The organism is Shewanella sp. WXL01, assembly GCF_012263345.1.
GTDB classification, from domain to species: domain Bacteria; phylum Pseudomonadota; class Gammaproteobacteria; order Enterobacterales; family Shewanellaceae; genus Shewanella; species Shewanella maritima.
The window spans coordinates 22,058-40,176 of record NZ_JAAIKQ010000008.1 but is presented as its reverse complement, the minus strand read 5'-3'; the positions used below and the strand labels follow the sequence as shown (position 1 = coordinate 40,176).

General features: G+C 45.5%; 31 protein-coding genes. All 31 read left to right on the top strand.

What is annotated here, in order from left to right:
• The first annotated feature begins 65 nt into the window (after positions 1–65).
• The gene (gene rpsG / locus G3R49_RS15755; protein WP_130600054.1) at positions 66–536 is read left to right on the top strand and encodes a 30S ribosomal protein S7; all 471 of its coding nucleotides are present in this window, start codon (positions 66–68) and stop codon (positions 534–536) included.
• Between the two features lie 80 nt (positions 537–616).
• Positions 617–2,713, top strand: coding sequence for an elongation factor G (fusA, locus tag G3R49_RS15750; RefSeq protein WP_130600056.1), 2,097 nt, complete (start codon positions 617–619; stop codon positions 2,711–2,713).
• A gap of 69 nt (positions 2,714–2,782) precedes the next feature.
• Positions 2,783–3,967, top strand: coding sequence for an elongation factor Tu (gene tuf, locus G3R49_RS15745; RefSeq protein WP_130600035.1), 1,185 nt, complete (start codon positions 2,783–2,785; stop codon positions 3,965–3,967).
• Between the two features lie 438 nt (positions 3,968–4,405).
• Entirely contained in the window at positions 4,406–4,717 is a 312-nt protein-coding gene (rpsJ, locus tag G3R49_RS15740; protein ID WP_011635639.1) for a 30S ribosomal protein S10, read from the top strand.
• A gap of 27 nt (positions 4,718–4,744) precedes the next feature.
• The gene (rplC, locus tag G3R49_RS15735) at positions 4,745–5,383 is read left to right on the top strand and encodes a 50S ribosomal protein L3 (RefSeq protein ID WP_130600058.1); all 639 of its coding nucleotides are present in this window, start codon (positions 4,745–4,747) and stop codon (positions 5,381–5,383) included.
• A 17-nt stretch (positions 5,384–5,400) separates the two neighbouring features.
• Entirely contained in the window at positions 5,401–6,006 is a 606-nt protein-coding gene (gene rplD, locus G3R49_RS15730; RefSeq protein WP_130600060.1) for a 50S ribosomal protein L4, read from the top strand.
• Positions 6,003–6,302 carry a 50S ribosomal protein L23 gene (rplW, locus tag G3R49_RS15725; protein ID WP_130600062.1) on the top strand — a complete coding sequence of 100 codons (300 nt, stop codon included), beginning with the start codon at positions 6,003–6,005 and terminating at the stop codon, positions 6,300–6,302. Before rplD ends, rplW begins: the two co-directional genes overlap by 4 nt.
• Before the next feature lie 16 nt (positions 6,303–6,318).
• Positions 6,319–7,143, top strand: a complete 825-nt coding sequence (gene rplB, locus G3R49_RS15720) for a 50S ribosomal protein L2 (protein ID WP_130600064.1) — start codon at positions 6,319–6,321, stop codon at positions 7,141–7,143.
• A gap of 15 nt (positions 7,144–7,158) precedes the next feature.
• The gene (gene rpsS / locus G3R49_RS15715) at positions 7,159–7,437 is read left to right on the top strand and encodes a 30S ribosomal protein S19 (protein ID WP_130600066.1); all 279 of its coding nucleotides are present in this window, start codon (positions 7,159–7,161) and stop codon (positions 7,435–7,437) included.
• A gap of 15 nt (positions 7,438–7,452) precedes the next feature.
• The gene (gene rplV / locus G3R49_RS15710) at positions 7,453–7,785 is read left to right on the top strand and encodes a 50S ribosomal protein L22 (protein WP_130600068.1); all 333 of its coding nucleotides are present in this window, start codon (positions 7,453–7,455) and stop codon (positions 7,783–7,785) included.
• Positions 7,786–7,797: 12 nt separating this feature from the next.
• On the top strand, positions 7,798–8,487 hold the full coding sequence (gene rpsC, locus G3R49_RS15705) for a 30S ribosomal protein S3 (protein WP_130600070.1): 690 nt from the start codon (positions 7,798–7,800) through the stop codon (positions 8,485–8,487).
• A gap of 11 nt (positions 8,488–8,498) precedes the next feature.
• A complete protein-coding gene (gene rplP, locus G3R49_RS15700) occupies positions 8,499–8,909 on the top strand; it encodes a 50S ribosomal protein L16 (protein WP_011863973.1) in 411 nt (136 codons plus the stop codon).
• Positions 8,909–9,100, top strand: a complete 192-nt coding sequence (rpmC, locus tag G3R49_RS15695) for a 50S ribosomal protein L29 (protein WP_130600072.1) — start codon at positions 8,909–8,911, stop codon at positions 9,098–9,100. The genes rplP and rpmC overlap by 1 nt, the downstream gene beginning before the upstream one ends.
• On the top strand, positions 9,100–9,348 hold the full coding sequence (rpsQ, locus tag G3R49_RS15690) for a 30S ribosomal protein S17 (protein WP_130600074.1): 249 nt from the start codon (positions 9,100–9,102) through the stop codon (positions 9,346–9,348). Before rpmC ends, rpsQ begins: the two co-directional genes overlap by 1 nt.
• A 180-nt stretch (positions 9,349–9,528) precedes the next feature.
• Complete coding sequence (gene rplN, locus G3R49_RS15685) at positions 9,529–9,897, top strand: 50S ribosomal protein L14 (RefSeq protein ID WP_011494644.1); 369 nt, start codon at positions 9,529–9,531, stop codon at positions 9,895–9,897.
• An 11-nt stretch (positions 9,898–9,908) separates the two neighbouring features.
• The gene (rplX, locus tag G3R49_RS15680) at positions 9,909–10,223 is read left to right on the top strand and encodes a 50S ribosomal protein L24 (RefSeq protein ID WP_130600076.1); all 315 of its coding nucleotides are present in this window, start codon (positions 9,909–9,911) and stop codon (positions 10,221–10,223) included.
• A gap of 13 nt (positions 10,224–10,236) precedes the next feature.
• Positions 10,237–10,776, top strand: coding sequence for a 50S ribosomal protein L5 (gene rplE, locus G3R49_RS15675; protein WP_130600078.1), 540 nt, complete (start codon positions 10,237–10,239; stop codon positions 10,774–10,776).
• Positions 10,777–10,786: 10 nt separating this feature from the next.
• A complete protein-coding gene (rpsN, locus tag G3R49_RS15670; RefSeq protein ID WP_130600080.1) occupies positions 10,787–11,092 on the top strand; it encodes a 30S ribosomal protein S14 in 306 nt (101 codons plus the stop codon).
• 24 nt (positions 11,093–11,116) lie between these two features.
• Positions 11,117–11,509, top strand: a complete 393-nt coding sequence (gene rpsH, locus G3R49_RS15665; RefSeq protein ID WP_130600082.1) for a 30S ribosomal protein S8 — start codon at positions 11,117–11,119, stop codon at positions 11,507–11,509.
• Between the two features lie 10 nt (positions 11,510–11,519).
• Positions 11,520–12,053: a 50S ribosomal protein L6 gene (gene rplF, locus G3R49_RS15660; protein WP_130600084.1), complete on the top strand. Its 534-nt coding sequence runs from the start codon at positions 11,520–11,522 to the stop codon at positions 12,051–12,053.
• Positions 12,054–12,063: 10 nt separating this feature from the next.
• The gene (rplR, locus tag G3R49_RS15655; RefSeq protein WP_130600086.1) at positions 12,064–12,414 is read left to right on the top strand and encodes a 50S ribosomal protein L18; all 351 of its coding nucleotides are present in this window, start codon (positions 12,064–12,066) and stop codon (positions 12,412–12,414) included.
• Between the two features lie 12 nt (positions 12,415–12,426).
• Complete coding sequence (rpsE, locus tag G3R49_RS15650; protein WP_130600088.1) at positions 12,427–12,930, top strand: 30S ribosomal protein S5; 504 nt, start codon at positions 12,427–12,429, stop codon at positions 12,928–12,930.
• Positions 12,931–12,936: 6 nt separating this feature from the next.
• Positions 12,937–13,116, top strand: a complete 180-nt coding sequence (rpmD, locus tag G3R49_RS15645; protein ID WP_130600090.1) for a 50S ribosomal protein L30 — start codon at positions 12,937–12,939, stop codon at positions 13,114–13,116.
• Positions 13,117–13,119: 3 nt separating this feature from the next.
• A complete protein-coding gene (gene rplO, locus G3R49_RS15640) occupies positions 13,120–13,554 on the top strand; it encodes a 50S ribosomal protein L15 (protein ID WP_130600092.1) in 435 nt (144 codons plus the stop codon).
• Positions 13,555–13,561: 7 nt separating this feature from the next.
• Complete coding sequence (gene secY, locus G3R49_RS15635) at positions 13,562–14,902, top strand: preprotein translocase subunit SecY (protein WP_130600094.1); 1,341 nt, start codon at positions 13,562–13,564, stop codon at positions 14,900–14,902.
• Positions 14,903–14,924: 22 nt separating this feature from the next.
• Positions 14,925–15,038, top strand: coding sequence for a 50S ribosomal protein L36 (gene rpmJ, locus G3R49_RS15630; protein WP_006083579.1), 114 nt, complete (start codon positions 14,925–14,927; stop codon positions 15,036–15,038).
• A 115-nt stretch (positions 15,039–15,153) separates the two neighbouring features.
• Complete coding sequence (gene rpsM, locus G3R49_RS15625) at positions 15,154–15,510, top strand: 30S ribosomal protein S13 (RefSeq protein WP_130600096.1); 357 nt, start codon at positions 15,154–15,156, stop codon at positions 15,508–15,510.
• 17 nt (positions 15,511–15,527) lie between these two features.
• Positions 15,528–15,920 carry a 30S ribosomal protein S11 gene (gene rpsK, locus G3R49_RS15620; protein ID WP_130600098.1) on the top strand — a complete coding sequence of 131 codons (393 nt, stop codon included), beginning with the start codon at positions 15,528–15,530 and terminating at the stop codon, positions 15,918–15,920.
• Positions 15,921–15,949: 29 nt separating this feature from the next.
• On the top strand, positions 15,950–16,570 hold the full coding sequence (gene rpsD, locus G3R49_RS15615; RefSeq protein WP_130600100.1) for a 30S ribosomal protein S4: 621 nt from the start codon (positions 15,950–15,952) through the stop codon (positions 16,568–16,570).
• Between the two features lie 24 nt (positions 16,571–16,594).
• Positions 16,595–17,584: a DNA-directed RNA polymerase subunit alpha gene (gene rpoA / locus G3R49_RS15610; RefSeq protein WP_130600102.1), complete on the top strand. Its 990-nt coding sequence runs from the start codon at positions 16,595–16,597 to the stop codon at positions 17,582–17,584.
• A gap of 40 nt (positions 17,585–17,624) precedes the next feature.
• A complete protein-coding gene (gene rplQ / locus G3R49_RS15605) occupies positions 17,625–18,020 on the top strand; it encodes a 50S ribosomal protein L17 (protein ID WP_130600104.1) in 396 nt (131 codons plus the stop codon).
• Positions 18,021–18,119 lie beyond the last annotated feature (99 nt).

Sequence of the window (18,119 nt, the reverse complement as noted above, 5' to 3'; positions counted from 1 at the left end):
TAAGGCCAAGCTAATTTAATTGACATTCCAGTTTTGGAAATACCTGAAGCATACGGAGAATTGATATGCCAAGACGTCGCGTTGTAGGACAACGTAAAATCCTACCAGATCCAAAGTTCCAAAGTGAGTTGCTGGCTAAGTTCATCAACGTCATTATGCAGGACGGCAAAAAGTCGACTGCTGAAAAAATTATCTACAAGGCACTAGATGTTGTTGCTGACAAAAAAGGCGAAGAGCACCTAGTAATCCTTGAAGCAGCACTTGAGAATGTTCGCCCATCAGTCGAGGTTAAATCTCGTCGTGTTGGTGGTTCAACATATCAAGTACCATGTGAAGTTCGTCCAGTGCGTCGTAACGCACTAGCGATGCGCTGGTTAGTTGAAGCTGCTCGCAAGCGTGGTGAAAAATCTATGGCTCTACGTCTAGCAGGTGAAATGCTAGACGCATCTGAAAACAAAGGTACTGCTGTTAAGAAGCGTGAAGACGTGCATCGCATGGCTGAAGCTAACAAAGCCTTTGCTCATTACCGTTGGTAATATGATGAGGCGGGCATTTGCCCGCCTCATATTGTTGATATTTACTAAAGCAGCATGCTTTAGTTGAGAGGGTATAAAAAGTGGCTCGTACAACCCCAATTGAGCGTTATCGTAATATCGGTATTGTTGCTCATGTGGATGCAGGTAAAACTACCACAACAGAACGTGTTCTGTTCTATACCGGTTTGTCTCATAAAATCGGTGAAGTGCACGACGGCGCCGCTACTACAGACTGGATGGTACAAGAGCAAGAGCGTGGTATTACTATCACATCTGCTGCTGTAACAGCATTCTGGCGTGGTATGGATGCTCAGTTCACTGAACATCGTATTAATATCATCGATACCCCAGGTCACGTTGACTTCACCATTGAGGTGGAGCGTTCATTACGTGTGCTTGATGGCGCTGTAGTTGTATTCTGCGGCTCATCAGGTGTAGAACCTCAGTCAGAGACTGTTTGGCGTCAAGCCAACAAGTATGAAGTACCACGCATTGTGTTCGTTAACAAAATGGACCGAGCAGGTGCTGACTTTGACAGCGTGATCGACCAAATCCGTAACCGCTTAGGTGCTAACTGTGTACCAATTCAATTGAATATTGGTGCCGAAGAGCATTTCAAAGGCGTTATTGATTTGATTAAGATGAAAGCGATTAACTGGTCTGAAGAAGATCAGGGCGTATCTTTCTCTTATGAAGAAATTCCCGCAGATCTCTTGGACAAAGCTCAAGAGATGCATGAGTACCTTGTCGAAAGTGCCGCTGAAGCTTCTGATGAACTGATGGACAAATACCTTGAAGAAGGTGAGCTATCAGAGCAAGAAATCAAGCAAGCACTACGTCAACGTGTCATCAACAACGAAATCGTACTAGCTACCTGTGGTTCTGCATTTAAGAACAAAGGTGTACAAGCGGTACTTGATGCTGTTGTTGACTTCTTGCCTGCTCCCATTGACGTACCTGCTATTAAAGGTGTTGATATGGATGAGAACGAAGTTGAACGTCCATCTGACGACAACGCACCTTTCTCATCGCTGGCATTTAAGATTGCAACTGACCCGTTCGTGGGCACACTTACCTTTATCCGCGTATATTCGGGTGTACTAGAAACTGGTGCATCGGTATACAACTCAGTGAAGCAAAAACGTGAGCGTATCGGTCGTATCGTGCAAATGCATGCTAATGACCGTACTGAGCTGAAAGAAGTTCGAGCTGGCGATATTGCTGCTGCGATTGGTCTAAAGGAAGTCACCACGGGTGATACTTTATGCGACAACGATCAAAAAGTAATACTTGAGCGAATGGAGTTTCCAGAGCCAGTTATTACCATTGCCGTTGAGCCGCGCTCAAAAGCTGACCAAGACAAAATGGCGATTGCACTGCAGAAACTTGCTGCAGAAGATCCGTCATTCCGTGTTGAGACAGATGAAGAGACCGCTCAAACACTGATCTCTGGTATGGGTGAATTACACTTGGACATCATCGTTGACCGTATGCGTCGCGAATTCAGTGTTGAGTGTAATGTTGGTAAACCACAAGTGGCTTACCGCGAAACTATCCGTGACAGCGTCGAAGTGGAAGGTAAATTCGTACGCCAATCTGGTGGTCGTGGCCAATTTGGTCATGTATGGCTAAAACTAGAGCCTTTAGAAGAGGGCGCTGGCTACGAATTTGTTAACGAAATTGTTGGTGGTGTAGTTCCACGTGAGTACATTCCGGCAGTTGACAAAGGTATTCAAGAGCAAATGAAGAACGGCGTATTAGCTAGTTATCCTGTTCTTGATGTGAAAGTCACCCTATATGATGGTTCATACCATGATGTAGACTCTAATGAGATGGCTTTCAAGATTGCTGGTTCAATGGGCTTTAAGAAGGGCGCACTAGAAGCTAACCCTGTATTGCTCGAACCATGCATGAAAGTTGAAGTAACTACACCTGAAGATTACATGGGTGACGTTGTGGGCGACCTCAACAGACGTCGTGGTATCATTGAAGGTATGGACGATGGCATCGGTGGTGTTAAAATAGTCCGCTCAGTAGTACCTTTAGCTGAAATGTTTGGTTATGCAACCGACCTACGCAGTGCTACACAAGGTCGCGCTTCATACTCTATGGAGTTTTTGAAGTACGATGAAGCACCAAGTAACGTTGCAAAAGCGATTATCGAATCACGTACTTAGGAATTAAGTACATATTTAATTGTATATGGCCCGCATAACGGGCACTTCTGAAAAGAAAGGATATATATCGTGGCAAAAGAAAAATTTGAACGTAGTAAGCCGCACGTAAACGTGGGCACAATTGGTCACGTTGACCATGGTAAAACTACTCTAACAGCGGCTATCTCTGCAGTATTAACTAAAGCATACGGCGGTGAGACTAAAGATTTCGCACAAATCGATAACGCTCCAGAAGAGCGTGAGCGTGGTATTACAATTAATACTTCTCACATCGAATATGATACTCCAACTCGTCACTACGCACACGTAGACTGCCCAGGTCACGCGGATTATGTTAAAAACATGATTACTGGTGCTGCACAGATGGACGGCGCAATCTTAGTAGTAGCAGCGACTGATGGCCCAATGCCACAGACTCGTGAGCACATCCTACTCTCACGTCAGGTTGGTGTACCTTTCATCATCGTATTCATGAACAAATGTGACATGGTTGACGATGAAGAACTACTAGAACTAGTAGAAATGGAAGTTCGTGAACTTCTATCTGAGTACGACTTCCCAGGTGATGACCTACCAGTTATCCAAGGTTCTGCACTAGGCGCACTAAACGGTGAAGCTCAGTGGGAAGAGAAAGTAATCGAGCTTGCAGAAGCTCTAGATACTTACATCCCAGAGCCAGAGCGTGACATCGACAAGCCATTCCTACTACCGATTGAAGACGTATTCTCAATCCAAGGTCGTGGTACTGTAGTAACAGGTCGTGTTGAGCGTGGTATCATCACAGTAGGTGACGACGTAGAAATCGTTGGTATCAAAGACACTACAACTACAACTTGTACAGGTGTAGAAATGTTCCGTAAGCTGCTTGACGAAGGTCGTGCAGGTGAGAACTGTGGTGTACTACTACGTGGTACTAAGCGTGACGAAGTTGAGCGTGGTCAAGTACTAGCTAAGCCAGGTACAATCACTCCTCACACTTCTTTCGAATCAGAAGTATACGTACTATCTAAAGATGAAGGTGGTCGTCACACTCCATTCTTCAAAGGTTACCGTCCACAGTTCTACTTCCGTACAACTGACGTAACAGGTACTATCGAGCTACCAGAAGGCGTAGAAATGGTAATGCCAGGTGACAACATCAAGATGAATGTTACCCTAATTTACCCAATCGCGATGGACGAAGGTCTACGTTTCGCAATCCGTGAAGGTGGCCGCACAGTAGGTGCTGGTGTTGTAGCTAAAATCGTCGACTAATTTCGACAATTAAGTTACTGAGAAAAGGAAGCTTCGGCTTCCTTTTTTGTTGCCTGAAATTTGTGTTTGCTAAATCCAACTATCCGTGTAGAATGCGCTCCACATTTTTACAGATGCTGTAACGCTAATTTACAAGCGCCGTAAAGTTACGACGTGCAAGTTTACTCTGACCCAAAGTTACTAAACCAAAGTCAGTAAAACTTAGCTGAATTAGTTTGCAGATAATTTGTGCAGTGGGCTTGATCTCTGACTTTAAGTCTGTATAATTGCCCTCCTCTGAACATGTTCAGAGATAAATTAAGTGTAGAAACATTGGTTTCTACATATTCATAGGGACTCCGATAGGGAGTCTAACGGTTAAATCATCTCGCTCTGCTTTCCCATGAGGAAACTGCTAGAGGGTGATTTTTTATGTGTCCAATTTAGGAGCTCTGGTCAATGCAGAACCAAAGAATCCGTATCCGCTTAAAAGGCTTTGATCATCGTCTGATTGATCAGTCTACAGCGGAAATCGTTGAAACTGCTAAGCGTACAGGCGCGCAGGTACGTGGTCCAATCCCACTACCAACACGCAAAGAGCGTTATACCGTTTTGATCTCTCCGCACGTTAACAAAGATGCACGTGATCAGTACGAAATCCGTACCCACAAGCGTTTAGTTGACATCGTAGAGCCAACAGAGAAGACAGTAGACGCGTTAATGCGTTTAGATCTTGCGGCTGGTGTCGACGTTCAGATTAGCTTAGGTTAATTGAGATCCTTAGAAGAGGTTTGAGAGATGGCTATCGGTCTTATTGGTCGTAAAGTGGGTATGACCCGCATCTTCACTGAAGATGGTGCGTCTATCCCTGTAACTGTAATTGAGGTTGCTGGCAACCGCGTTGCTCAAGTGAAAACTTTAGAGAACGACGGCTACCGTGCACTTCAGTTAACTACAGGTACCAAAAAAGCCAATCGCATCACTAAAGCAGAAGCAGGTCACTTTGCCAAGGGCGGTGTAGAAGCCGGTCGTGGTTTATGGGAAATGCGTCTAGCAGACGGTGAAGGCGAAGGCATTGAAGTTGGTGCTGAGCTAAATGTTGATATTTTCGCAGACGTAGCGAAAGTAGACGTTACTGGTCAGTCTAAGGGTAAAGGTTTCCAAGGCGGTATTAAGCGTTGGAATTTCCGTACTCAAGACGCGACTCACGGTAACTCATTGGCGCACCGCGCGAATGGTTCTATCGGTCAGAACCAAACGCCAGGTCGCGTATTCAAAGGCAAAAAGATGTCAGGCCACATGGGTGCTGAGCAAGTAACGACTCAAAATCTACACGTTGTACGTGTTGATGCAGAGCGTAACTTACTTCTAGTACGTGGTGCTGTACCAGGCGCTACTAATGGCGACCTGATCATCAAGCCTGCTGTTAAAGCTTAAGGTCTGAGGAGATAGTAATGGAATTGGTATTGAAAGACGCTCAAAGCGCTCTTGAAGTTTCCGAAACTACCTTCGGCCAGGACTTTAACGAGGCTCTGGTTCATCAGGTAGTTGTAGCGTACGCTGCTAACGCACGTCAGGGCACTCGTGCTCAAAAGACTCGTGCAGAAGTAAAAGGCTCTGGTAAAAAGCCTTGGCGTCAAAAAGGTACTGGCCGTGCACGTGCCGGTAGCGTAAAAGGCCCAATCTGGCGTGGTGGTGGCGTATCTTTCGCTGCTAAGCCACAAGAGCATGGCCAAAAAGTTAACAAGAAGATGTACCGTGGTGCTCTTAAGAGCATTCTTTCTGAATTGGTACGTCAAGAGCGTTTAGTTGTTGTTGAATCTTTCGGCGTTGAAGCTCCTAAAACTAAAGAGCTAAAAGCTAAGCTTAAAGATCTTCAATTAGACGACGTTCTAATTGTTACTGCAGAAGTTGATGAGAACCTATTCTTAGCGGCTCGCAACTTATACAAAGTTGACGTACGTGACGTAGCGGGTCTAGACCCAGTTAGTCTAATCGCGTTCAACACTGTTTTAGTTACTGCTGACGCAGTGAAGCAAATCGAGGAGATGCTAGCATGATCACCGAAGAACGTTTGCTAAAAGTTATTCTTGCTCCGCATATCTCTGAAAAGAGCACTATCGAAGCTGAGAAAAACAACACTGTAGTTTTCCGCGTAGCAATCGATGCAACTAAAGCAGAGATTAAAGCTGCAGTAGCGAAGCTATTTGAAGTTGAAGTTGATTCAGTTCGCACTCTAGTTAACAAAGGCAAAACTAAGCGCACTGGTGGCCGTGCAGGTCGTCGTAGCGATTGGAAAAAAGCTTATGTAACTCTAGCTGCTGGTGCTGACATCGATTTCGTCGGCGCTGAGTAAGCAAAGGAGAATTATCATGGCAGTTATTAAGTGTAAGCCAACCTCTGCTGGTCGTCGCCACGTTGTTAAAGTGGTAAACACTGACCTGCATAAAGGTAAGCCTTTTGCTGGCCTGCTGGCGAAAAAGTCTAAAAGTGGTGGCCGTAACAATACTGGCCGTATCACTGTTCGTCACGTTGGTGGTGGACACAAGCAGCACTACCGTCTAATCGACTTTAAGCGCGATAAAGATGGTATCCCTGCAAAAATCGAACGTCTTGAGTACGATCCAAACCGTACAGCGCACATCGCGCTAGTATTGTACGCAGACGGTGAGCGTCGTTACATCCTTGCTGCTAAAGGCATGCAAGCTGGTGACGCAATCCAATCTGGTATCGATGCAGAAATCAAGACTGGTAACGCTATGCCGTTACGCAACATTCCAGTAGGTAGTGTTGTTCACGCGGTAGAAATGAAGCCTGGTAAAGGTGCTCAGATCGCTCGTTCAGCTGGTGCTTATGTACAAGTTGTAGCGCGTGACGGTGCTTATGCAACTCTACGTCTTCGCTCTGGCGAAATGCGTAAAGTTCCAGTTGATTGCCGCGCGACATTCGGTGAAGTTGGTAATGCCGAGCACATGCTACGCCAGTTAGGTAAAGCTGGTGCTAAGCGCTGGAGAGGCGTACGCCCTACAGTTCGTGGTGTTGCAATGAACCCGGTAGACCATCCACACGGTGGTGGTGAAGGCCGTACTTCTGGTGGCCGTCACCCTGTATCACCTTGGGGTGTTCCAACTAAGGGTTACAAAACTCGTAGCAACAAACGCACTGACAAGTACATCGTACGTCGTCGTAATAAATAGTAAGAGGATTCGCCCATGCCACGTTCTCTCAAGAAAGGTCCATTCATTGACCTACACTTGCTGAAGAAGGTAGAGAAAGCGATGGAGTCTGGTGACAAAAAGCCAATTAAAACTTGGTCTCGCCGCTCAATGATCATTCCAAACATGATTGGTTTGACCATCGCTGTCCATAATGGTCGTCAGCACGTACCTGTGTTCGTAACTGACGAAATGATCGGCCACAAACTTGGTGAATTTTCACCAACTCGCACTTATCGCGGCCATGCTGCTGATAAGAAAGCGAAGAAGCGTTAATACGGGAGAAATAAGATGGAAGTTTTAGCTAAACATCGTTTTGCTCGTACGTCAGCGCAGAAGGCCCGTCTGGTTGCTGATCAAATCCGTGGTCTGCCTGTATCTAAGGCGCTAGAGATTTTGACTTTCAGCCCTAAGAAAGCCGCCGTACTAGTTAAAAAAGTACTTGACTCAGCTATCGCAAACGCCGAGCACAACGAAGGTGCAGATATCGATGAGCTTAAAGTTGGTAAAGTTTTCGTTGACGAAGGCCCAACTATGAAGCGTATCATGCCTCGTGCTAAAGGCCGCGCTGATCGTATCATGAAGCGTACCAGCCACATCACTGTGGTTGTATCAGATCGCTAGGAGAAGAGAGCAATGGGACAGAAAGTACATCCTAATGGTATCCGTCTGGGTATCACCAAGCCTTGGATCTCTACCTGGTACGCAGATAAGTCAGATTATGCAGATAATCTGAACAGCGACTGGGAAGTGCGCCAATACTTAACTGAAAAGTTAAAGGCTGCATCAGTATCTAAGATCGTTATCGAACGCCCAGCGAAAAGCATCCGCGTTACTATTCACACTGCCCGTCCAGGTGTTGTGATTGGTAAGAAAGGTGAAGACGTTGAAGTATTACGTGCACACGTGTCTAAAATCACTGGCACTACTGCTCAAATCAACATCGCTGAAATCCGTAAGCCTGAATTAGACGCTAAGTTAGTTGCTGACTCTATCGCTCAGCAATTAGAACGCCGTGTAATGTTCCGTCGCGCTATGAAGCGTGCGGTACAAAACGCAATGCGCATCGGTGCCCAAGGTATCAAAGTTGAAGTGAGTGGCCGTCTAGGTGGCGCTGAAATCGCACGTTCTGAGTGGTATCGTGAAGGTCGTGTACCTCTACATACTCTACGTGCTGATATCGACTATTCAACTGCTGAATCTCACACTCAATACGGTGTGATTGGTATTAAAGTTTGGATCTTCAAAGGTGAAGTTCTAGACGGTACTATTCCAGCACTAGAAGAGCCGAAGCAGCAACCTAAGCGTAAGCCTCGTGGTAAATAGGAGAGCCGGTAATGCTGCAACCTAAACGTATGAAGTTTCGCAAGATGTTCAAAGGCCGCAACCGCGGTCTAGCGAACGGCACTGAAGTTAGCTTCGGTGAGTTCGGTCTTAAAGCAGTTGGCCGCGGCCGTTTAACTGCTCGTCAGATCGAATCTGCGCGTCGTGCAATGACACGTCACATTAAACGTCAAGGGCAAATTTGGATCCGAGTTTTCCCTGACAAGCCTATTACCTCTAAGCCTCTTGAAGTGCGTATGGGTAAAGGTAAAGGTAACGTTGAATACTGGGTATGTCAGATTCAACCTGGTAAGGTTCTTTATGAGATGAATGGCGTTTCTGAAGAGTTAGCTCGTGAAGCTTTCACTTTAGCAGCTGCTAAACTTCCTATTAAGACTACCTTCGTAACTAAGACGGTGATGTAATGAAAGCGAGCGAACTAAGAGAAAAGAGCGTTGAAGAACTTAACGCTGAATTACTTGGTCTGCTGCGTGAGCAGTTTAACCTGCGTATGCAACACGCTACTGGTCAATTGAGTCAAACTCATCAATTGAAACAAGTGCGTCGTAACATTGCACGTGTTAAGACCATTATTACTTCTAAGGCAGGTGCGTAATGTCTGATAAAATCCGTACTTTGCAAGGTAAAGTAATTAGCAACAAAATGGACAAGTCTATTACTGTTGCTATTGAGCGCCAAGTGAAACACCCAATCTATGGGAAATACATCAAGCGCACTACTAAGATCCATGCACATGACGAAACAAATCAGTGTAATGAAGGTGACGTAGTGGCAATTAGCCAGTGTCGTCCTCTTTCTAAGACTAAGTCTTGGACCCTGGTTGAAGTAGTATCAAAAGCCTAATATTTCATTAGGTTAACCGAAACGGCTCCAAAAACTTGGGGCCGTTTGTTTTTTTTCCCTATGCAACCTCATTATGTGGTGTTATACTTGCGCGCCATTTTCGAGTAATTGTACTCAAAATGGTCAAGTTAATGTCCCAATAGTGGGAATTTGTGTAGTAACGATAGCGGAGCACTTGAAATGATCCAAATGCAATCGACTCTTGACGTCGCATGTAACAGTGGCGCACGCAGAGTTCAGTGTATTAAGGTCTTGGGTGGCTCTCATCGTCGTTATGCCGGTATCGGCGACATCATCAAAGTTTCTGTTAAAGAAGCAATTCCTCGCGCTAAAGCGAAGAAAGGTGATGTATATAACGCGGTGGTAGTCCGTACTAAGAAAGGCGTACGTCGTCCAGACGGTTCTGTCATTCGCTTCGATCGGAATGCAGCGGTATTGCTTAATGCTAACCTTGCACCGATTGGTACTCGTATCTTTGGACCAGTGACACGTGAATTGCGTACTGAGCAGTTCATGAAAATTGTCTCGCTGGCACCTGAAGTACTGTAAGGAGCTTCAAAATGGCAGCAAAAATCCGTCGTGAAGACGAAGTAATTGTATTAGCAGGTAAAGACAAGGGTAAACGCGGTAAAGTTTCTCAAGTCCTACCTACTGGTAAATTGATTGTTGAAGGCATCAATCTTGTTAAGAAGCACCAAAAGCCAAACCCACAACTGGGTGAGACTGGTGGTGTTATCGAGAAAGAAGCGCCTATTCAAGCATCAAACGTAGCGATCTTTAACCAAGCCACAGGCAAGGCAGATCGTGTTGGTTTCCGATTTGAAGACGGCAAAAAAGTTCGTTTCTTTAAGTCGAACAGTGAACTCGTTAAGTAATTTGGAGTAAACGATGGCGAAACTGCATGATAAATACAAAGAGACTGTTATTGCAGAACTTTCTAAGAAGTTCGAATATACCAGTGTCATGCAAGTCCCTCGGATTGAAAAAATCACCCTTAATATGGGTGTTGGTGAAGCTGTAGCAGACAAAAAAGTTATGGAGCACGCGCTTCGTGACATGACTGCAATCGCTGGCCAAAAACCAGTTGTAACTGTAGCTCGTAAATCAGTTGCTGGTTTTAAAATCCGTGAAGGCTACCCGATTGGCTGTAAAGTTACCCTACGCGGTGAGCGTATGTGGGAATTCTTAGAGCGTTTAGTTGACATTGCAATCCCACGTATTCGTGACTTCCGTGGCCTAAGCGCAAAAGCGTTTGACGGTCGTGGTAACTACGCAATGGGCGTGCGTGAGCAGATCATCTTCCCAGAAATCGATTACGATAAAATCGATAAGATTCGTGGTATGGATATTGTTATCACTACTACTGCGAAGAATGACGAAGAAGGTCGTGCTTTGTTAGACGCTTTTAACTTCCCATTTAAGAAATAAGGGTAGCATAATGGCAAAATCATCTATGAAAGCACGTGAAGCAAAGCGTGCGAAGCTAGTAGCTCAATATGCTGAAAAGCGTTTAGCTCTTAAAGCACTAATTGCACACCCAGACACTTCTGAAGAAGATCGTTGGGATGCAGTGCTTAAGTTGCAAGCACTACCTCGTGATTCTAGCGCGTCGCGTCAACGCAACCGCTGTAATCAAACTGGTCGCCCACATGGTTACCTACGTAAGTTCGGCCTAAGCCGTATCAAATTACGTGAAGCTACCATGCGCGGTGAAGTTCCTGGTCTGCGTAAGGCCAGCTGGTAAGCACTTGTCACGGAGTAAGCTAATATGAGCATGCAAGATCCTATTGCGGATATGTTAACCCGTATTCGTAACGGCCAAGCTGCTAACCACGTATCTGTAAAGATGCCTTCAGCTAAGTTAAAAGTAGCAATCGCGAAATTACTTAAAGACGAAGGTTTCATTACTGACTACGCCGTAGCAGATGAGGCTAAGCCTGAATTAGAAATCACTTTAAAGTATTTCCAAGGCAAACCAGTCGTTGAGACTATCCAGCGCGTAAGTCGCCCAGGTCTTCGTATTTACAAAGGTAAAGACGAACTTCCTAAGGTGATGGGCGGTCTGGGTATCGCAATTGTTTCCACTTCTAAAGGCTTGATGACTGATCGTGCCGCCCGCCAACAAGGCACGGGTGGTGAGGTTATCTGCTACGTAGCGTAAGGAGTTAGTAATGTCTCGTGTTGCAAAAGCACCAGTCACTATCCCTGCAGGCGTAGAGGTGACTTTAAACGAACAGACTCTTACTGTTAAAGGCAGCAAAGGTAGTCTGACTCGAGTAATCAATGATGCAGTCATTGTTAAAGTTGAAGATGCACAAATCACCTTCGGTCCAGTTGAAGGCGCAGTTAACGCTTGGGCTCAAGCAGGTACTGCACGTGCATTAGTAAACAACATGGTTGTTGGTGTATCTCAAGGTTTCGAGAAGAAGCTAAAGCTAGTTGGTGTTGGTTACCGTGCGAAAGTACAAGGTAACGGTATCGACCTTACTTTAGGTTTCTCGCACCCACTAGTGCACGAACTACCGGAAGGCGTAAAAGCAGAATGTCCTAGCCAAACTGATATCACCCTTTCAGGTGTTGATAAGCAGTTAATCGGCCAAGTTGCTGCTGAAATTCGCGGCTACCGTCCACCAGAGCCTTACAAAGGTAAAGGTGTTCGCTATGCAGACGAACAAGTACGCCGTAAAGAGGCTAAGAAGAAGTAGGTAACGCGATATGGATAAGAAAACATCTCGCTTACGTCGCGCTACTCGTGCACGTAAGAAGATCCAAGAGCTAGGCGTGAACCGTCTGGTTGTACATCGTACACCACGTCACATTTATGCTCAGGTGATCAATCCTGAAGCTCAGGTGGTTGTAGCTGCTTCAACTGTTGAAAAAGCGGTTGCAGAGCAACTTAAGAGTACCGGTAACGTAGACGCGGCAAAAGCAATTGGTAAATTAGTTGCTGAGCGTGCGATCGAAAAAGGCGTAGCAACTGTTGCGTTTGACCGTTCTGGTTTCAAGTATCACGGTCGTGTGGCTGCATTAGCAGACGCTGCTCGTGAAGCTGGCCTGAAGTTCTAAGGGGTTATAAAAATGGCTAAATTAGAAGCTCAGCAAAAAGACGATCTGCAAGAAAAACTGATTGCAGTAAATCGTGTTTCTAAAGTAGTTAAGGGCGGTCGTATCTTTAGCTTCACAGCACTAACTGTAGTGGGTGATGGTAACGGTAAGGTTGGCTATGGCTACGGTAAAGCACGTGAAGTTCCAGCTGCTATTCAAAAAGCAATGGAAAAAGCACGTCGCAACATGGTTACTGTTGAACTGAACGGTGGTACTTTACATCACCCAGTTAAAGGTCGTCATACTGGTTCGCGTGTATACATGCAGCCAGCATCGGAAGGTACCGGTATTATTGCCGGTGGCGCAATGCGTGCCGTACTTGAAGTAGCAGGCGTTCATAACGTTCTGTCTAAAGCATACGGTTCTACTAACCCGATCAACATCGTTCGCGCAACTGTAGATGCGTTGGTGCACATGAAGTCACCAGCTCAAATCGCAGCTAAGCGTGGCCTGAATGTTGATGAAATTCGGGGGTAATGCACGATGGCTAACACAATTAAAGTAACACAGACTAAAAGCAGCATCGGTCGCTTACCAAAGCACCGCGCTTGCTTGCTAGGCTTAGGTCTACGTCGTATTAATCACACTGTTGAAGTAGAAGATACTCCTTCTGTTCGCGGTATGATTAACAAGGTTTACTACATGGTTAAGGTGGAGGGTTAATAAATGCGTTTAAATACTCTTTCTCCAGCTGCAGGTTCAAAATCTGCACCTAAGCGTGTAGGTCGTGGTATCGGTTCTGGTCTAGGTAAGACTGCTGGTCGTGGTCACAAGGGGCAAAAGTCTCGTAGTGGCGGTGGCGTACGCGTAGGTTTTGAAGGTGGTCAAATGCCACTTAAAATCCGTCTACCTAAATTCGGTTTTACCTCACGTAAAGCTTTGGTAACGGCTGAAGTTCGCTTGAGCGAACTAGCAAAAGTTAACGGTGATGTGATCGACTTAAACGCTCTGAAAGATGCGAATGTAATTACTCGCAACATCCAGTTTGCTAAAATCGTTCTTTCAGGTACCATTGAGCGCCCAGTGACCGTAAAAGGTCTTAAGGTAACCAAAGGTGCACGTGCAGCTGTAGAAGCTGCCGGCGGTAAGATCGAGGAATAATACGTCGATGGCAAAACCAGGACTTGATTTAAAAAGCGCGAAAGGCGGCTTATCTGAATTGAAAGCCCGTCTTCTGTTCGTGATTGGTGCAATTATCGTCTTTAGAGCCGGTTCGTTTGTACCAATTCCTGGTATTGACGCAGCTGTATTAGCCGAATTGTTTGCACAGCAAAAAGACACCATCTTAGGCATGTTTAACATGTTCTCAGGTGGTGCTTTAGAGCGTGCTTCTATCTTTGCATTAGGTATCATGCCTTATATTTCGGCATCGATTATCATGCAGTTATTGACTGTTGTGCATCCTGCCCTTGCTGAACTGAAAAAGGAAGGCGAGTCTGGACGTAAGAAAATCAGTCAGTACACAAGATACGGTACATTAGTACTAGGTACGCTCCAATCAGTTGGTATTGCAACAGGTCTACCGAACCTGATGCCTGGCTTAGTTGCTAATCCAGGCCCAGCGTTCTACTTCGTTGCGATTGTGAGCTTAGTAACAGGAACCATGTTCCTGATGTGGCTAGGTGAGCAAATTACCGAGCGTGGTATTGGTAATGGTATCTCGATTCTTATTTTCGCAGGTATTGTTGCTGGTTTACCATCGGCTATCGGCCAAACGGCTGAGCAAGCGCGTCAAGGTGACTTGAATGTTTTGCTACTGTTGCTATTAGCGGTAATCGTATTTGCTGTAACTTATTTGGTAGTGTTTGTTGAGCGTGGTCAGCGTCGTATCGTCGTTAACTATGCTAAGCGACAGCAGGGCCGTAAGGTTTTTGCTGCACAAAGCACACACTTACCACTAAAAGTGAACATGGCTGGTGTAATCCCGCCAATTTTCGCGTCGAGCATTATTTTGTTCCCAGGCACACTGGCTCAGTGGTTTGGTCAAAATGAGTCTATGTCTTGGTTAAGTGATTTCGCGTTAGCGGTTTCACCAGGCCAGCCACTGTACTCACTGCTGTACGCGGTTGCGATTATCTTCTTCTGTTTCTTCTATACTGCGTTGGTATTTAACCCACGTGAGACAGCAGACAACTTGAAGAAAAGTGGTGCATTCATTCCAGGTATCCGTCCGGGTGAACAGACCTCGCGTTACATTGATAAAGTAATGACCCGCCTAACTTTAGCTGGCGCTATTTACATTACCTTTATCTGTTTAATTCCGGAGTTCATGTTAATTGCATGGCAAGTACAGTTCTATTTTGGCGGTACTTCACTACTAATTATCGTAGTTGTAATCATGGACTTCATGGCTCAGGTTCAGACCCATATGATGTCTCATCAGTATGAGTCTGTTATGAAGAAAGCTAATCTTGTGAACAAAGCGAATTTAGATCGCTTTGGTAAATAAGATTGCTTAACGGAGTGATGAAATGAAAGTTCGAGCTTCCGTGAAGAAGATCTGCCGTAACTGCAAGATCGTCAAACGTAGCGGCGTTGTTCGCGTGATTTGTGTTGAACCTAAACACAAACAGCGTCAAGGCTAGAAAAAAGTTGGTCAGCCCTGTCCGGGCTGACCAAAATATTGTTTGCAAATTTGTCGTCTGTCGAGTATCCTTTCGGGCTTTTCGCAGATGACCTTTAACATTTAAGGAGTGCATAGTGGCCCGTATCGCTGGCATTAACATTCCTGATCAAAAGCATACAGTCATTGCATTGACTGCTATCTTCGGTATTGGACGTACGCGCGCAAAAGCAATTTGTGCTGCTACTTCAATCGCTGAAGACGCTAAGATCAAGGAATTGAGCGAAGCTCAAATCGACACCCTACGCGAAGAAGTTGCCAAATACGAAGTAGAAGGTGACTTACGTCGTGAGATTTCTATGAACATCAAGCGTCTTATGGACCTTGGTTGTTACCGTGGTCTCCGCCATCGTCGTAGCCTGCCTCTTCGTGGGCAACGTACTAAGACCAATGCGCGTACGCGTAAAGGTCCACGTAAACCAATTAGAAAGTAACGGGAAGGTAAACCAAAATGGCTAAAGTTCCGTCACGTTCTCCGCGTAAGCGCGTACGTAAACAGGTTGCAGATGGCATGGCTCATATCCATGCGTCTTTCAACAACACAATCGTAACCATTACCGATCGTCAAGGTAATGCTTTATCTTGGGCTACCTCAGGTGGTTCTGGTTTCCGTGGTTCACGTAAATCAACCCCATTTGCTGCACAGGTTGCAGCAGAGCGTGCAGGTGTTGCCGCACAAGATTATGGTGTTAAAAACCTTGAAGTTTTTGTGAAGGGTCCAGGTCCAGGACGTGAATCAGCGATTCGCGCACTGAACGCAGTTGGTTATAAAATTACCAACATTACTGATGTGACACCTATCCCTCACAATGGTTGTCGTCCACCTAAAAAACGTCGTGTATAACAGCGTTATAGGATAGTTGGAGAAAGATCATGGCAAGATACTTGGGTCCTAAGCTCAAGCTCAGCCGCCGAGAAGGTACTGACCTTTTCTTAAAAAGCGGTGTGAGAGCAATCGATTCGAAGTGTAAGCTTGAAGCTGCACCAGGACAACACGGCGCTCGTAAGCCTCGTTTGTCTGAGTACGGTTTACAATTACGCGAGAAACAAAAAGTTCGTCGTATTTACGGTGTGCTAGAAAAGCAATTCCGTAACTACTATAAAGAAGCTGCACGTCTAAAAGGTAATACTGGTGAAAACCTATTGCAACTTTTAGAAGTACGCCTAGATAACGTTGTTTATCGTATGGGTTTTGGTGCTACTCGTGCAGAATCACGTCAGCTAGTAAGCCATAAAGCAGTTATGGTTAACGGTCGTGTTGTTAACATTCCGTCATTCAAAGTGTCTGCGAATGATGTTGTAAGCATCCGTGAAAAATCACGCAACCAAGCTCGTATCAAAGCGGCTTTAGAAGTTGCTGGTCAACGCGAAAAGCCTACTTGGGTAGAAGTCGACAATGCGAAAATGGAAGGTGCTTTCAAGCGTCTACCAGAACGTAGCGATTTGTCTGCGGATATTAACGAACAGCTGATCGTCGAGCTTTACTCTAAGTAAAGCTAACAAACAAGAGAGGACACAATGCAGGGTTCTGTTACAGAATTTCTTAAACCGCGTCTCGTTGATATTGAGCAGGTTAATTCAACACGCGCTAAAGTTACACTAGAGCCATTAGAACGTGGTTTTGGCCATACCTTAGGTAACGCGTTGCGTCGCATCCTATTATCATCAATGCCAGGCTGTGCTGTCACAGAAGTGGAAATTGATGGTGTGCTGCATGAATACAGCAGCAAGGAAGGCGTGCAAGAAGATATCCTTGAAATACTACTAAACCTTAAAGGTTTAGCAGTAACAATTGAGGGTAAAGATGAAGCTTTACTTACCCTAAGTAAGTCAGGCGCAGGCCCTGTTACAGCAGCAGATATTACTCATGACGGCGATGTAGCTGTTATGAATCCGGATCATGTTATCTGTCATTTGACTGGTAATCATGACATTAGCATGCGTATTCGCGTTGAGCGTGGTCGCGGTTATGTTCCAGCTTCGGCTCGTGCACAAACTGAAGACGATGATCGCCCAATCGGTCGCTTGCTAGTAGACGCTTCTTTCTCACCAGTAGCTCGCATTGCTTACAATGTAGAAGCTGCTCGTGTTGAACAGCGCACTGACTTAGATAAACTCGTTATCGATATGACAACCAATGGTACTATCGATCCTGAGGAAGCTATCCGTCGCTCAGCAACTATCCTAGCTGAACAGCTAGATGCGTTTGTTGAACTACGTGATGTGACTGAGCAGCCGCCAGAAGAAGTTAAACCGGAGTTTGACCCAATTCTGTTGCGTCCTGTCGACGATTTAGAGCTAACCGTACGTTCGGCTAACTGTTTGAAAGCCGAAGCGATTCATTACATCGGAGATCTAGTACAGCGCACTGAAGTTGAGCTGCTTAAGACTCCTAACTTAGGTAAGAAGTCTCTTACTGAAATTAAGGATGTGTTAGCGTCTCGCGGACTGTCGTTAGGTATGCGTCTAGAAAACTGGCCACCGGCTAGTTTAGCAGACGACCTATAAGTTCTCAGGTTAGTACAGATTTAGGTATAAGGATTAGGTCATGCGCCATCGTAAGAGTGGTCGTCAACTGAACCGCAACAGCAGTCATCGTCAAGCTATGTTCCGTAACATGGCTGGCTCACTAGTTCGTCATGAGATCATCAAGACAACTGTAGCTAAAGCGAAAGAACTGCGTAGCGTAGTTGAGCCTCTAATAACACTAGCTAAAGTAGACAGCGTTGCAAACCGCCGTTTAGCTTTCGCTCGTACCCGCGACGCTGAAGTTGTAGGTAAGTTATTCACAGAATTGGGTCCACGCTTCCAGGAACGTCCTGGTGGTTACACTCGTATTCTTAAATGCGGTCTTCGTACCGGTGATAAAGCCCCAATGGCTTACATCGAGTTAGTAGGTCGTCCAGAAGTTGCTGAAACTGAAGAAGTAGAAGCAGCTGAGTAATACTTAGTATTACATTGAAAAAACCGAGCTTAGGCTCGGTTTTTTTATGCCCAAAATTTGTTGTTCGCTATCAGCTTTGGCCTCTGGATTAGTCCCAGC